13 protein-coding genes are annotated in these 14,125 nt (G+C 67.7%); all 13 read left to right on the top strand.

Annotated features, from left to right (window positions below; genetic code table 11):
* Positions 1–75: 75 nt before the first annotated feature.
* The 13 genes from FHW78_RS06815 to FHW78_RS06755 all read left to right on the top strand — a co-directional run bounded on the left by FHW78_RS06815 (position 76) and on the right by FHW78_RS06755 (position 14,124).
* Positions 76–1,569 carry a YadA-like family protein gene (locus FHW78_RS06815; RefSeq protein ID WP_183639090.1) on the top strand — a complete coding sequence of 498 codons (1,494 nt, stop codon included), beginning with the start codon at positions 76–78 and terminating at the stop codon, positions 1,567–1,569.
* 5 nt (positions 1,570–1,574) lie between these two features.
* On the top strand, positions 1,575–3,473 hold the full coding sequence (locus FHW78_RS06810; RefSeq protein ID WP_255443155.1) for a S8 family peptidase: 1,899 nt from the start codon (positions 1,575–1,577) through the stop codon (positions 3,471–3,473).
* 150 nt (positions 3,474–3,623) lie between these two features.
* The gene (gene gspE / locus FHW78_RS06805; protein ID WP_183641204.1) at positions 3,624–5,291 is read left to right on the top strand and encodes a type II secretion system ATPase GspE; all 1,668 of its coding nucleotides are present in this window, start codon (positions 3,624–3,626) and stop codon (positions 5,289–5,291) included.
* Positions 5,292–5,508: 217 nt separating this feature from the next.
* The gene (locus tag FHW78_RS06800) at positions 5,509–7,353 is read left to right on the top strand and encodes a family 43 glycosylhydrolase (RefSeq protein ID WP_183639089.1); all 1,845 of its coding nucleotides are present in this window, start codon (positions 5,509–5,511) and stop codon (positions 7,351–7,353) included.
* 57 nt (positions 7,354–7,410) lie between these two features.
* The gene (locus tag FHW78_RS06795; RefSeq protein ID WP_183639088.1) at positions 7,411–8,628 is read left to right on the top strand and encodes a type II secretion system F family protein; all 1,218 of its coding nucleotides are present in this window, start codon (positions 7,411–7,413) and stop codon (positions 8,626–8,628) included.
* A gap of 86 nt (positions 8,629–8,714) precedes the next feature.
* Positions 8,715–9,158, top strand: a complete 444-nt coding sequence (gspG, locus tag FHW78_RS06790) for a type II secretion system major pseudopilin GspG (protein WP_183639087.1) — start codon at positions 8,715–8,717, stop codon at positions 9,156–9,158.
* A 15-nt stretch (positions 9,159–9,173) separates the two neighbouring features.
* Positions 9,174–9,656, top strand: a complete 483-nt coding sequence (locus tag FHW78_RS06785; protein ID WP_225562311.1) for a GspH/FimT family pseudopilin — start codon at positions 9,174–9,176, stop codon at positions 9,654–9,656.
* On the top strand, positions 9,653–10,075 hold the full coding sequence (locus FHW78_RS06780) for a prepilin-type N-terminal cleavage/methylation domain-containing protein (protein ID WP_183639086.1): 423 nt from the start codon (positions 9,653–9,655) through the stop codon (positions 10,073–10,075). Before FHW78_RS06785 ends, FHW78_RS06780 begins: the two co-directional genes overlap by 4 nt.
* A complete protein-coding gene (locus FHW78_RS06775; protein ID WP_318287722.1) occupies positions 10,072–10,716 on the top strand; it encodes a prepilin-type N-terminal cleavage/methylation domain-containing protein in 645 nt (214 codons plus the stop codon). Before FHW78_RS06780 ends, FHW78_RS06775 begins: the two co-directional genes overlap by 4 nt.
* Complete coding sequence (locus FHW78_RS06770) at positions 10,713–11,564, top strand: type II secretion system protein GspK (protein WP_183639083.1); 852 nt, start codon at positions 10,713–10,715, stop codon at positions 11,562–11,564. Before FHW78_RS06775 ends, FHW78_RS06770 begins: the two co-directional genes overlap by 4 nt.
* Positions 11,561–12,700 (top strand): PilN domain-containing protein, encoded by a 1,140-nt coding sequence (locus FHW78_RS06765; RefSeq protein ID WP_225562310.1) that lies wholly within the window; start codon positions 11,561–11,563, stop codon positions 12,698–12,700. Before FHW78_RS06770 ends, FHW78_RS06765 begins: the two co-directional genes overlap by 4 nt.
* Positions 12,690–13,343 (top strand): type II secretion system protein GspM, encoded by a 654-nt coding sequence (gene gspM / locus FHW78_RS06760; protein ID WP_183641197.1) that lies wholly within the window; start codon positions 12,690–12,692, stop codon positions 13,341–13,343. The genes FHW78_RS06765 and gspM overlap by 11 nt, the downstream gene beginning before the upstream one ends.
* Complete coding sequence (locus FHW78_RS06755; RefSeq protein ID WP_183639081.1) at positions 13,333–14,124, top strand: general secretion pathway protein GspN; 792 nt, start codon at positions 13,333–13,335, stop codon at positions 14,122–14,124. Before gspM ends, FHW78_RS06755 begins: the two co-directional genes overlap by 11 nt.
* Position 14,125: the final 1 nt, after the last annotated feature.

Below are 14,125 nucleotides of genomic sequence, written 5' to 3'. Positions count from 1 at the left end.
ACCGACAACCGGCACATCCGGTGGTCGCGGGATTTTTTTGCTCAGGAAAAGGGAGTCTCAAAGATGCGCCATTCCATGCCTGCCATCCGCAGGAACCGCACCGCTGGCAATGACAGCCCGGTTTCCACGGCAAGGGCCCGCCGGTCGTCATCATGCCGAACGTGCAGGACCTCGACGTTCGCCATCGCGATCAACATCGCGGTCGCGTCGCTGTTGATGGCGGGGAACGCTTTGGCGACCGAAACCGAAAGCCGGACTCCCGCGGAGTCGTCGCCGGTGCAGGGGAGCAACTCCCGGACAACCATGTTCGGTGCCGGTTCGATGGCGGTCGCGATTCAACATCACGTCCAGTCCAATGGGCCCGGCCTGGCCTATGCGGAAGGCGAGGATGCGGTGGCGTTGGGTTCCGACGCCGCGGCGCTGGGCGATTATGCGGTCGCACTGGGCGCAACCAGTTCCGCCTATGGCCAGCGCGCGTCCGCCTCCGGCAACGGTGCCAGCGCGCTTGCGGACGATGCCACCGCCACGGGTTACAGCGCCCTCGCGGATGGACAGGGTTCGATGGCGGCCGGCAGCCATGCCCATGCTTCCGGTATCGGCGCCGCTGCGATGGGAAGCGCCAGCCAGGCCAGCGGACACGGAAGCATCGCCATCGGCAATGGCGCGTGGAGCCTGGCGGAGAACAGCGTGGCCCTGGGAGCCGGTGCCGTCAGCGAGCGCGGCAACAGCGTGTCGGTGGGACGCACCGGCCAGGAACGCCAGATTGTCCACGTGGCGGCGGGCGTCGTGGAAACCGATGCCGTCAACAAGGGCCAGATGGACGCCGGCCTGGCGGACACGCGGGCGCACGCCGACGCGACGGGAGCGCGGGTGGAGGCGAATGCGAACAGCTACACCGATGCGCGCGCGGCGCGGACGCTGGCCGATGCGAACGCGCATGCCGAAGCGACGGGAGCGCGAGCAGAGACGAATGCGAACGCCTACACCGATGCGCGCGCGGCGCGGACGCTGGCCGATGCGAACGCGCATGCCGAAGCGACGGGAGCGCGGGCGGAGACGAATGCGAACGCCTACACCGATGCGCGCGCGGCGCGGACGCTGGTCGATGCGACCACGCATGCCGACGCGGTGGGCGCGAGGGCGGAGACGAATGCCAACGCCTATACCGACGCGAGTACGACGAAGGCGCTGGCCAATGCAAACGCCCATGCCGATGCCACCGCGGCGAAGACGCTGGCCAACGCCAATGCCTACACGGACACCCGGTTCGCGGCGTGGAACGACGACTTCACCCGGTTCAAGGGCGATCTGGAACGCCGCCTCCATGCCCAGGACCGCCGCATCGACCGGCAGGGCGCGATGGGCGCGGCCATGCTCAACATGGCGATCAGCGCCGCGGGCATTCGCACCGACAACCGCGTCGGCGTGGGCGTGGGTTTCCAGGGTGGCGAACGCGCGCTGTCAGTGGGCTACCAGCGCGCTTTCGGCGAGCGGGCCACATTCAGTCTGGGCGGCGCGCTCAGCGGGGACGAACGCTCGGTCGGCATGGGTGCCGGTTTCGGCTGGTGACGGTGATGGATGCACGACACCGCATCGGGCGATTAATCAAAGAAGGAACCACGAATATGAAATGCAACGGAAAGGGGATGATGACCGCCATGGCGCTGCTGGTCTGGGCGATCGCGGCGGAGTCGAGCCTGGCGGCGATTCCGCTGGCGCGGACGGCGGAAGTCGAGTCGACGCCGCCAAGGCGCATCGAGGGAGACCGCATCATCGTGCGCCAGCGTATCGCCGGCACGCGCAGCCACGACAAGGCTGCGGTCGTGCGCGCGGCCGTGGCGCGCGCACGCTTGTTGGATACACCGCCACGGCAGCGCGGGAATGGCGGCATGCTTGGCGTCAGGATGCTGCATCCATTGGCCAGCGGCGGCGACGCGTTCTCGCTCTCGCGTGCACTTTCCCAGGCGGAAATGGCGCGGTTGCTGGCTGAACTCAGATCCGATCCCGGCGTGCTGCTCGCGGAGGCGGACGAACGCATGTACCCGCTGTACGCACCGAATGACCCGCCGAATGACCTGCTGTTCGACCTCCAGTGGCATTTCCATCATCCGGTGGGAGGCATCGGCGCGCCGAGGGCCTGGGACATCGCACAGGGTGAGGGTGTGGTGGTCGCGGTGCTCGATACCGGGGTGCTGACCGATCATCCGGATTTGTCCGCGAACCTGTTGCCCGGCTACGACTTCATCAGCAATGCCTGGATATCGCGCAGACCCACCGACGCCCGGGTGGCGGGAGCGCTGGATCTGGGGGACTGGAGTCCGGTGGCGGGCGAGTGCTACGGCGGCTCGCCGGTGCGCAACAGCACCTGGCATGGCAGCCACGTGGCCGGCACCATCGCCGAAGTCACCCACAACGGGCTGGGGGGGGCGGGCGTCGCGTACCGGGCCAAGGTGCTTCCGGTCCGGGTGCTGGGTCGTTGCGGCGGCCTGACCTCGGACATCGCGGATGCGATTGTCTGGGCCTCTGGTGGGCGGGTTCCGGGTGTGCCCGCCAATCCCCATCCCGCCGAGGTCATCAACCTGAGCCTGGGCGGCAATCGCTCGTGTCCGCGCATTACCCAGGACGCCATCGACATCGCGACCGCCAACGGCAGCGTGGTGGTGGTGGCGGCGGGCAACAGCAACGTGGATGCGGCGGATGTCAGCCCGGCCAGCTGTCGTGGCGTGATCACCGTCGGCGCCTCGCGCATCACCGGCGGCAAGGCCTATTACTCAAACTTCGGCGCGGCGGTCGATATCGCGGCGCCGGGTGGTGGCGGGGGGGAGGACACTGGCAATTCCGGCTGGGACGGTTATGTGCTCCAGGCCGGTTCCTCGAGCAAGACGGACCCGGCCTCGGGCGAGTTCGGTTATTTCGGCAAGATCGGAACTTCCATGGCCACGCCGCACGTCTCCGCAGTGGCGGCCCTGGTCCAGGGCGCGCGCGCGCAGGCGGGTCGGGTTCCGTTGACACCCTCGGAAATGGAGAGCCTGCTGCTCAGGACCGCGCGCCCGTTTCCCGCGCGGATACCGGCGACAACGCCCATCGGGATCGGTCTGCTGGATGCGCGTGCCGCGCTGGATGAGGCGCTGAAGCCTGCGTGCGTGGACTGCGGACCGCAGGCCAGCCCGGTGCGGAACCGGGTGCCGGTGACCGGCATGAATGGCGGTGCCGGCAGTCAGTGGCTGTACCGCTTCGAGGCGGCGCCCGGGCGGTTGATCAGCATCATGAGTTACGGTGGGCAGGGCGATGTTTCGGTATACGCGGGCTTCGACCGGGTGCCGACCGCTAGCGCGCACCAGTACGGTTCGCGGCGTCCCGGCACGGTCGAAACCATCCGTATCGCGCCCGCCGAAGCCCGCGCGGGGACCTACTACGTCCTCGTGGTGGGTGAAACCCCTTTCAGCGGAGTCAACCTGCAGGTCCGCCAGTAACCCGCCCCGAAGGATTGCCGTCGTCGGTTCCCGGTCACGCGGGCGACTCCGGTCGATGGTAGACATTGGTAAAGTGGACGCCTGCAACGGGAGTGCGACGTGAACGCCCTGATTGAATCCCAGACCACCGAAGTCGGCGCCGAGGAGCGGATGGTCGAAGCGCTGCTGTCGCGTGGAAAGCTCAAGGAGCCCGATCTGGCGCGGGCGCGGCGGGTGCAGGAGGAAACCGGCGGCAGCCTGTTGTCGCTGCTGTCGCGGCTGGGGCTGGTGTCCGAGCGCGATCATGCCGAGACGGCCGCCGACGTACTGGGCCTGTCGCTGGTCAGCGCCAAGGAACTGCCCGAACTGCCGCCCGAGGCAACGCCGTTGTCGGTGCGCTTCCTCAAGCAGTTCCATGTCTGCCCGGTGGGCGAGGACGAGGCCGGCGTGGATCTGCTGGTGGCCGATCCGCAGGACGGTTACCCGGTCGAAGCCGTGCAACTGGCGACCGGCAAGGCGGTGCGCCAGCGGGTGGCGTTGCGTTCGGAGATCGATGATCTGATCGAGCGTTACTTCGGCCAGGGACGCAGCGCGATGGGCGCCATCGTGGAGAACGCCGACGGCGAGACCGCCGGCGACCTGGACGACGTCGAACACCTGCGCGACCTGGCGTCCGAGGCGCCGGTGATCCGCCTGGTCAACCTGATCATCCAGCGTGCGGTGGAACTGCGCGCTTCGGACGTGCACATCGAGCCGTTCGAGAACCGGCTGAAGGTCCGCTATCGCGTGGACGGCGTGCTGGAGGAGGCCGAGAGTCCGCCCGCCAACCTCACTGCCGCCGTGATCAGCCGCATCAAGATCATGGCCAAGCTCAACATCGCCGAACGCCGGCTGCCGCAGGACGGCCGCATCATGCTGCGCGTGCAGGGCAAGGAACTGGATCTGCGCGTCAGCACCGTGCCCACGGCGCACGGCGAGAGCGTGGTCATGCGTTTGCTGGATCGCGAGACCGTGGTGTTCGATTTCAAGCGCCTGGGCTTCACCGACGCGTTCCTGCCGCAGTTCCAGAAGGTGCTGGAGCAGCCGCATGGCATCCTGCTGGTGACCGGGCCGACGGGTTCGGGCAAGACCACCACGCTGTACACCGCGCTGAGCAAACTCAACACCAGCGACGTCAAGATCATCACCGTCGAGGATCCGGTCGAATACCAGATCGAGGGCATCAACCAGATCCAGGCCAAGCCGCAGATCGGGCTGGATTTCTCGCATGCGCTGCGCAGCATCGTCCGCCAGGATCCGGACATCATCATGATCGGCGAAATGCGCGATCTGGAAACCGCGCGCATCGCCATCCAGTCCGCGCTGACCGGCCACCTGGTGCTGTCCACGCTGCACACCAACAACGCCGCCGGCGGCATCACCCGCATGCTCGACATGGGGGTGGAGGATTATCTGCTCACCTCCACGATCAACGGCATCCTCGCCCAGCGCCTGGTGCGCCGGCTGGAGCCGACCCACGCCGAGCCGTACCGCGCCTCGCCCGAGGAGATCGAGAAGTTCGGCCTGCGCCGCTTCCAGCCGGAAGGCGACATCGTCCTGTACCGCCCGCGTCCGTCGGCCGTCGCGCCGACCGGCTACCTGGGCCGGACCACGATCATCGAATTCCTGGTGATGAACGACGAACTGCGGCGTGCGGTGATGCGCCACGCCGGCATGGGCGAGATCGAGGAGATCGCGCGGGCGGGCGGCATGCAGACCATGTACGAGGACGGCATCGCCAAGGCGCTGGCCGGGCAGACCACGATCGAGGAAGTCCTGCGGGTCACCGAGGAAGCCTGAGGGCCGACGACGGGCAGGGTGTCCGCGGCGCCCGGCGATGGAATGGCCGGATGGGGCAGGGTCGCCATGCCGCGCGTTCCTGGACGAATCCGGGTCGCCTGACATCCCTAGCTTCGAGCGAACGACGTTTCGCTGCACTGCGGCTTTCCCGCAGGCGGACGGGAGGCAATACTCCGGGGACTGAAAACGTTTTCAGTGGACCGTTCCTGGAGGAGTCGTGGCGCGCACCGTTTTCCGCCGGCTGGCCGGCGCCCTGCTGTTTTCACTGGCCGCGGCGGCCCAGGCGACCGGGTCGTCCCCGGCACCCGAGGGGAGGAAGACCTATGCCAATCCGATCGACATCGATTACCGCTACAACTTCGAACAGTTGAACCAGGAGATCTCCTATCGCACCGGCGCCGATCCGGTGGTGGTCCGGCATGGCGATGCCTACTACCTGTTCCAGACCCTGGCCGACGGCTACTGGCGCTCGACCGATCTGGTGGATTGGCGTTTCATCGAACCCAGTCGTTGGCCCTTCGACAGCATGGTCGCGCCGGCGGCGATTTCCGATGGCGACCGCCTGCTGCTGATGCGCTCGATGTTCGGCCCCGGCGCGGTGCTGGTCAGCCGTGACCCGGAACATGGCGTTTTCGACTTCTTCACCCGCCGGACGCCGGAGCTTCCCAACGCGGTGCGTCCCGGCATGGATCAGTTCATGCAACCCTGGCGCGTCGGTGACCCGCAACCCACCGAGGTTCCGCCTGGACCGTGGGATCCGTCGTTCTTCAAGGACGACGATGGCCGCTGGTACCTGTACTGGGGATCTTCCGATACGTTTCCGCTCTATGGCATCGAGCTCGACATGGATCGCGGCATGCGCTACATCGGCAAGCCACGCGCGCTGATCCTGCTGGATCCGAAGCGGCATGGCTGGGAGCGTTTCGGCCAGGACCATCGCGAGGAGAACAGCCCCACCTACATCGAGGGCGCGTGGATGAACAAGGTCGGCGGCCGCTACTACCTGCAATACGGCGCGCCCGGCACCGAATACAACGCCTACGCGACCGGCGTCTACGTCGGCGACGGTCCGCTGGGACCGTTCGAGTACGCGCCCTACAACCCGGTGGGCTACAAGCCCGGCGGGTTCGTGCATGGCGCCGGACACGGCTCCACCTTCCAGGATGCGCATGGCAACTGGTGGAACACCGGGACGCCCTGGATTGGCTACAACTGGACCTTCGAGCGGCGGATCGCGATGTTCCCCGCAGCGTTCGGCGCAGACGGGCAGATGTCCGTGTCCACGCGCTTCGGCGACTTCCCCCACTATGTGCCGGATGCCGCCAACGCCGATCCGGAAAGCCTGTTCACCGGCTGGATGCTGTTGTCCTACCGCAAGCGCGCCAGCGCGTCGTCGGTGCACAAGGATTTCGCCGCGGCCAACGCCACCGACGAGAATCCGCGTACGTTCTGGGTTGCCGCGGACAATGCGGCCGGACAGACGCTGAGCGTGGATCTGGGCGGCGAGCGCAGCGTGCGCGCGGTGCAGGTCAACTTCGCCGACTACCAGTCCGGACTCTATGGCGATTCGGATGACATCTATACCGAGTTCCGCCTGGAGTACTCGCTCGACGGCCGCCACTGGCAGCCACTGGCCGCCACCGACGGACCGCGCCGGGATCGGCCCAACGCCTACCTGCCCCTGGCCGCGCCGGTGCGCGCGCGGCACGTGCGCTACGTGCATGGCCACGTCGGCGCCGCGCACCTGGCGATCAGCGATTTGCGGGTGTTCGGCAATGCAGACGGAAAATCCCCCGCGACCCCGCAACGCGTGCAGGCCAGGCGCGACGCCGATCCGCGCCAGGTGACCGTGCAATGGCATCCGGTGACCGGTGCGGTGGGCTACAACGTGCGCTGGGGAGTCGCGCCGGATCGCCTGCATTCCACCTACCAGGTGTTCGCGGATCAGCCGACACGGCTGGAGGTCCGGGCACTGAACGCGGGCGTTTCCTATCACGTCGCGGTCGAGGCATTCGATGAGAACGGGGTCTCTTCCCTGAGCGAAACGGTTCCGATCCCGTAGCGCGGAAATCCTGCGCGCGTATGCTTAGGGGCTCGGACGCCAAGGAAGCCCCTGCCGATGCCCCTGTACCGCTACAAGGCCCTGAACCCGCGCGGCGAATTGCTGGAAGGCCAGATGGAGGCCACCAGCGACGCCGAAGTGGCGACGCGCCTGCAGGAGCAGGGGCATCTGCCGGTCGAGGCGCGCCTGGCGGCCGACGTCCGCGGGGGCACCTCGCTGCGCGGACTGCTGCGCCAGCAGCCGCTGGCCGGGGATCGCCTGGTCCAGTTCACCCAACAGCTGGCGACCCTGCTGGGCGCCGGGCAGCCGCTGGATCGGGCATTGTCGATCCTGCTGGACATGCCGGAAGAAGGGCGCGCGCGCGACATCATCGCCGACGTGCGCGACGCGGTCCGCGGCGGCGCGCCGTTGTCGGTGGCGCTGGAACGCCAGCATGGCGTGTTCAGCCGGCTCTACATCAACATGGTCCGCGCCGGCGAAGCCGGTGGCAGCCTGCAGGACACCCTGGCCCGGCTGGCCGACTACCTGGAACGCAGCCGCAACCTGCGCGGTCGCGTGATCAACGCGTTGATCTATCCGGCCATCCTGGTGGTGGTGGTCGGGTTCGCGCTGCTGTTCCTGCTGGGCTACGTGGTGCCGCAGTTCTCGCAGATGTACGAGAGTCTGGACGTCGAGCTGTCCTGGTTCACCCGCGGGGTGATGGCGACGGGTGCGTTCGTGCAGCAGGCCTGGTTCGTGCTGATTGCCGTGCCCGCCGTGCTGCTGCTCTGGTTCGACCGCAAGCGCCGGGATCCGGCGTTCCGTGATCGTTTCGATCGCTGGATCCTCGAACGGAGACTGGTCGGCCCGCTGGTGGCACGGCTGGAGACCGCCCGCCTGGCGCGCACCCTCGGTACCCTGCTGCGCAACGGCGTGCCGCTGCTGGCCGCGCTGGGCATCTCCCGCAACGTGCTGTTCAACCGGGCGCTGTGGGCGGACGTGGACGCCGCCGCCGACCAGGTCAAGAACGGCCACGGGCTCGCCGCCTCACTGGGCAAGGGCAAGCGGTTCCCGCGCCTGGCGCTGCAGATGATCCAGGTGGGCGAGGAATCCGGCGCGCTGGACAGCATGCTGCTCAAGACCGCCGATACCTTCGAGCAGGAAACCGGGCAGGCCATGGAACGACTGCTGGCGCTGCTGGTCCCAGTCATCACCCTGGTGCTGGCGCTGGTCGTGGGCCTGGTCATATTGGCGGTGCTGTTGCCGTTGTATGGTCTGACCAACGCCATCGGCTGAGCCCGGTTGGCCGAACAACCGGTTCAGGCACCATCCACCAGACTTTTTCCCCTCACTTCATCAACGCATACAACAGGAATACACCGATGCGCCAGCCCTTCCGAACCCGTTCCGGCCCCCGCTTCCGTTCGCCGGCCTCACAGTCCGGCTTCAGCCTGCTGGAAATCATCATCGTGCTGATCCTGATCGGCGGGATCATGGCGCTGGTCGGCAGCCGCCTGCTGGGCGGCGCCGATCGCGGCAAGGCCAATCTCGCCAAGACCCAGATCCAGACCCTGGCCGGCAAGGTCGAGAACTACCAGCTCGACACCGGCAGCCTGCCGTCGCGGCTGGACGATCTGGTAACGGCGCCGACCAATGCGGCGGGCTGGCTGGGGCCCTACGCCAAGCCGGCGGAACTGAAGGACCCGTGGGGCCATGTGATCGAATATCGGGCGCCGGGCGAATCCCAGCCGTTCGATCTGATGAGTTACGGCAAGGACGGCAAACCCGGCGGCGAGAGCTACGACGCCGACATCCGGTTCCAGTAAGCCGGATACGGCGCGATGCGCGGCCTTCGCACTTCCTTCCGAGCGCCGCGTGATGCCCGCGGCGTTTCGCTGTTGGAAATGCTGCTGGTGGTGATGCTGATCGCCATCGCCGGCACGCTGGCGGCGATGGTGCTGACCGGTGGACTGGACGGCATGCGCCTGCGTTCGGAGGCGCGCGAAATCGCCGCGCAGTTGCGCTACACGCGTGCGCAGGCGATGGCGACCGGCAAACCGCAGCGTTTCGTCATCGATCCGGAAAATCGCCGCTGGCAGGCCCCCAACCGGCATCGCGGCACGGTGCCGGCGTCGCTGGGCATCGCCTTTGTCGGCGCGCGCCAGGTCCAGCCCAAGCCGGGCGTGGGCGCGATCATGTTCTTCCATGACGGCGGTTCCAGCGGTGGCCAGATCCGGCTGAGCAGCGGCCAGGCCGTTTGGCGCATCGACGTGGCCTGGCTGACCGGCGAAGTGCAGGTGGTCCGCGGGGGCGGCGGCACATGAGGCGTCCGCATGGTTTCACCCTGCTGGAGGTGATCGTGGCGTTCGCGCTGATGGCGCTCGCGCTGACGCTGCTGCTGGGTTCCCTGTCCGGCGCCACCCGTCAGATCCGCGCGGCCGACGACGCGACCCGCGCCTCGCTGCACACCCAGTCGCTGCTGGCGCAGATCGGCGTGGGCGAGTTCCTGCAGCCGGGCCGCCGCGAGGGCGAGTTCGAGAACGGCCGCTATCGCTGGGAACTGGAGATCGCGCCGTATGACGATCCGATCAAGGCACTGACGCCGATTCGGGATCCTTCGGCGCCGGAACTGCTGCGCCTGCGCCTGATCACCCGCTGGGGCGACGAGCCACGGCAACGGATCGTATGGGACACGCTGCGGCTGGTGCCGCCGGATCCCAATCGCAGCCGGAGCGTGCCGTGAGCCGCCGCGCGCATGGATTCACCCTGCTGGAGATGCTGCTGGCGCTGGTGCTGCTGGCGGCGGGACTCGCGCTGGCCTTCGCCACGGTGCGCGCATCGACCACGATGGTCGAGCGCGGCGAGATTCGCGCGCAGCAGAACGAACGCGCGCGTGCGGTGGAAGGTTTCCTGCGCCAGCGCATCGGCACCGCGTTGCCGGTGGTGTTCGCCACCGATCCGGCCACGTTCCGGCAGTCGCGTTTCCTTGGCGAGCCGAGGCGCATCCGCTTCGTCGCGGATCTGCCCAACTATCTCGGTCGGGGCGGACCGCACCTGTACGACCTGACCTTCGACGAACGGGGACGCCTGATGGCACGGTTCGCGGTCGTGCAGGCCGGCCAGGCGGTGGAGACGCCGGACCCCATCGCCCCCGAGCTGATGGCCGACGGCCTGCGCAACGCGCGTTTCCGCTATCGCGGCCTGGACGAGAAGGGGCAGCCCGGCCCGTGGCAGGAAGCCTGGCGCACCGCGGAAATCCTGCCCTTGCAGGTGGCGGTGGAGGTGGAAACCGAGGCCGGCGCGCGCTGGCCGGAACTGATCGTCACCCTGGTGCACAGCGAGGGCGGCGCAGGGGGCGGCGCGCAGCCGCCGGGAGGCCTGTGATGCGCGAACGCGGCGCGGCGCTGTTGCTGGTGCTGTGGCTGACCGCCTTGCTGGCGGCGCTGATCGGCGCGTTCGCGGTGACCGCGCGGATGGAATCGCTGCAGGGCCAGGTTGCGCGGGACGGCACCGTCGCCCGCGAACTGGCCCGTGCCGGCATCGACTACGCGTTGGTGCGGATTGCCGATCAGCAGCCGCAGACCCGCTGGATGCCGGATGGACGTGGCTACGACTGGATGTTTTCCGGCAGCCGCCTGCGGATCAATGCGATCGACGAAAGCGGCAAGGTCGATCTGAACCAGGCCGACATCCGCCTGCTGGAACAACTGCTGCGGGTGCGCGGCGTGCCGGAGGAAACCGCACCGCAGCTGGCCGCCGCGATCCTCGACTGGCGCGATGCCGATTCGCTCGGACAGCCGCGCGGTGGCGCCGAGGATCCGGATTACGCCGCGGCCGGCCTGGAATACGGCGCCAAGGACGCGCCGTTCGAGAGCGTGGCCGAACTGCAGCAGGTCCTGGGCATGACGTCCGAGTACTACGAGCGGCTGGCGCCCTACCTGACCCTGTACTCCGGCCGCACCTTGCCGGATGCCAATTACGCGCCCGGACCGGTGCTGGTCGCGATGGGCCTGGACGCCGAACGGATCCTCACCCAGCGTGCATTGCCCTCCGACCAGGCCGGGGCCCAACTCGCCGGCGGCGGAAGCGGCACGTATAGTATCGAGAGCCACGCGACGCTTCGCGATGGACGGGAAGCGACGCTGCGCGCGGTGATACGGGCCGGCGGTGGTCCCGTGCCGGGGATGGCATACACCGTTTTGCGCTGGGAAGAAGGAACTGCACCGCCATGAGCACGATCCGCGACAGCATGGACAGCCTGCGCGCGCGCCTGTTGCCGGGAGCCGGTGGGCTGCTCGGATGGTGGGGCAGGGCGCTGGCCAGTTGGTTGCCGCACCGCTGGCGCTCGCTGCTGGGGCTTACCCAGGATCGCCTGCTGCTCGGCCAGCAGGACGATCAAGTGGTGCTGGCGTGGCAGAGCACGGAAGGCGTGCGTGAGCTGGCCAGCCTGCCGTTGCCGCTGGAAGCCGGCGATCTCGATGGCTTGCTCGGCAAGCGCATGGCCGGACTGCCACGCTGGCTGCTGCTGCCGGCCGACGCGGTGCTGCGGCGGACGCTGGTGTTGCCCGCGGCGGCGGCGGACAGGCTGCGCGACGTGGTGCGATTCGAGATCGATCGGCAGACCCCTTTCGGCGCGGACGATGTCTGCTATGACGCCAGTCTGCGTCAGCGGCGTGAAGATGGGCAGCTCGATGTCGATCTGGTAGTGATTCCGCGGCAGCGCTTCGGTGCTGTCCTGGCACCGCTCGGAGGGCTGGCTGACGAACTCGGTGGCGTTGATGTATCCGGTACCGACGGGCGGCCGCTCGGGGTGAACCTGCTGGCACCCGTTGACCGCCGGGTGCGGCAGGCGCCAATGCGTGGCTGGCATCTGGCCCTGGGCTCGCTCTCAATAGCGGCGGTGTTGTTTTCCGCCTGGACCGTATTGCAGAACCGACGCGAAGCGGCGGACCGGTTCGAGGCCTCATTGCGCACGCGCACCGAGCAGGCGCGAAAAGTGGCGGGCCAGCGACAGCAGTTGATTGACTTGGTCGAAGGCATGAACGCCCTGGAGAGGGCACGCGCACAGCGGCCGACCGCGGTCGAGGTGCTGGACGAGGTCAGCCGGCGCCTGCCGGACAGCACGTACCTAGAAAAGATGTCGATCGAAGGTGATCGGTTGATTCTCATCGGCTTGAGTTCAGAAGCTTCCTCGCTGGTTGCCAAGCTACAGGGCTCCGCACTGTGGCGTTCTCCCGCCTTGAGCGGCGCGCTGCAGCCGGACCAGACGCGGCGCCGTGATCGGTTCACATTGACTGCTCAACTCGTGAGCGCGACGGCGCCCCCCGCACCCACCACGGGAGGGTCGAATGGCGACCGTGCCGACTAGTCGCGACCGATGGCTCGCGCTGGGCCTGTTAGCGGCAGTCCTCCTATTGGGATACATGGTCCTGGTCCATCCCTGGTGGACGCAGCCGATGCTCGAGGTGGATCAACGCATCCAGGCGTTGCGTGAGCGCGAACTTCGTGTGCGCACGCAGTTGCAACAGGCACCGGAGGTGGAGAAGCAATTGGCGGCCGCACTGGCCCAGCAGGCACAACGGCCAGGTTTCCTCGAAGAGGCCAGCATGGAACTGGCCACCGCCGGTCTGGTTCAGCGACTGGAGGGCGTGGTCAAGGAGGCCAGCCCGGGCAACCGCAGCTGCGGAATCGCCAACCAGTCACCGCTGCCTCAGGCTACCGGCGAGCGCTTCACTCGGGTGGTGGTGCAGGTCCGCCTGCGTTGCGGTACTCCGGAACTGCTGGTGGTGCTGCATGCGCTGGAGTCTGGCAGCCCGCGCTTGTTCGTCGACAATTTGGGCATTCTTTCGAGCAGTTACGCCTATATGGCCCCAGAAGGTGGAACGGGAGGCCTCGATGTTACTTTCGAACTGTACGGCTACCTGAAGCCGGGCGTGGTAGCAGCTGCTTCGCCAGCCGTGCCCGCCGCGGTAGCGCTGCCGCAGGCGCCGGAGAATGGCGATGTCCATTGAATCGACGGGACCGCGCACGTTGCTGCTGGCCGCAGTGACCGGCTGGACGGTGCTGGTTGCCATCTTGGCTCAGGCAGGGTTGGGTAGCCGCATTACTCCGCTGGCGGACGACCCGGCCGGTGCGGCGCGGTTGCCGGCACTGCCGAAGACTTCGCCACAGGGGATGGGAGTGCTTGGGCAGTACACTGAGTTCACTCAGCGCCCCCCCTTTTATGAAAGCCGACGCCCACAGCCGTTCTACCTGACGGGGGACGCGGACGCGCAGCCCTCTGGTTTCGATTACGTGTTGACCAGCGTGTTGATGACGCCAGGACTGCACATGGCCATTCTCCAACCCAGTCAGGGCGGTGAGGGAATCCGGATCAAGCAGGGTGAGGCGGCGAATGCTGCTCCCCAATGGAAGCTGGTGGATCTGCAGCCGCGTGCGGCGGTGTTCGAAGGACCTGAAGGACGTCGTACGCTGGAATTGAGGGTGTTTGACGGCACTGGCGGCCAGCCGCCGAGCGTATCGGGCACACCGCCACCGGTTCCCGTGCCGGTGCCTGTGGGACCGCCCACGGGAGGCAATGCCCCCGCGCAACCCATCGCCGGCGGTGTGCCTGCGGTTCCGCCAGCCAAGCCGGCACAGCCGCAAGAACCGGCCGAGCAACCGGCGATGACAACCGAACAGCAAATGGAAGCGATTCGTAAACGCATCGAGGCGCGACGCGCGCAGATGCGCCAGCAGCAAAAGGGCGATGAAGCGTACCCGCCCGCATATACCCCAAATCCGAATCAGTAGA

It is taken from the genome of Pseudoxanthomonas sp. OG2 (genome assembly GCF_014192765.1).
Taxonomy (GTDB): domain Bacteria; phylum Pseudomonadota; class Gammaproteobacteria; order Xanthomonadales; family Xanthomonadaceae; genus Pseudoxanthomonas_A; species Pseudoxanthomonas_A beigongshangi.
This window is presented reverse-complemented; position numbering and strand designations above follow the sequence as displayed.

Excerpts from the sequence above, each read along its gene's own strand:
- FHW78_RS06815 (WP_183639090.1), top strand. The coding sequence starts at position 76 with ATGCCTGCCATCCGCAGGAACCGCACCGCTGGCAATGACAGCCCGGTT.
- FHW78_RS06810 (WP_255443155.1), top strand. The coding sequence starts at position 1,575 with ATGGATGCACGACACCGCATCGGGCGATTAATCAAAGAAGGAACCACG.
- gspE (WP_183641204.1), top strand. The coding sequence starts at position 3,624 with ATGGTCGAAGCGCTGCTGTCGCGTGGAAAGCTCAAGGAGCCCGATCTG.
- FHW78_RS06795 (WP_183639088.1), top strand. The coding sequence starts at position 7,411 with ATGCCCCTGTACCGCTACAAGGCCCTGAACCCGCGCGGCGAATTGCTG.
- gspG (WP_183639087.1), top strand. The coding sequence starts at position 8,715 with ATGCGCCAGCCCTTCCGAACCCGTTCCGGCCCCCGCTTCCGTTCGCCG.
- FHW78_RS06785 (WP_225562311.1), top strand. The coding sequence starts at position 9,174 with ATGCGCGGCCTTCGCACTTCCTTCCGAGCGCCGCGTGATGCCCGCGGC.
- FHW78_RS06780 (WP_183639086.1), top strand. The coding sequence starts at position 9,653 with ATGAGGCGTCCGCATGGTTTCACCCTGCTGGAGGTGATCGTGGCGTTC.
- FHW78_RS06765 (WP_225562310.1), top strand. The coding sequence starts at position 11,561 with ATGAGCACGATCCGCGACAGCATGGACAGCCTGCGCGCGCGCCTGTTG.
- FHW78_RS06755 (WP_183639081.1), top strand. The coding sequence starts at position 13,333 with ATGTCCATTGAATCGACGGGACCGCGCACGTTGCTGCTGGCCGCAGTG.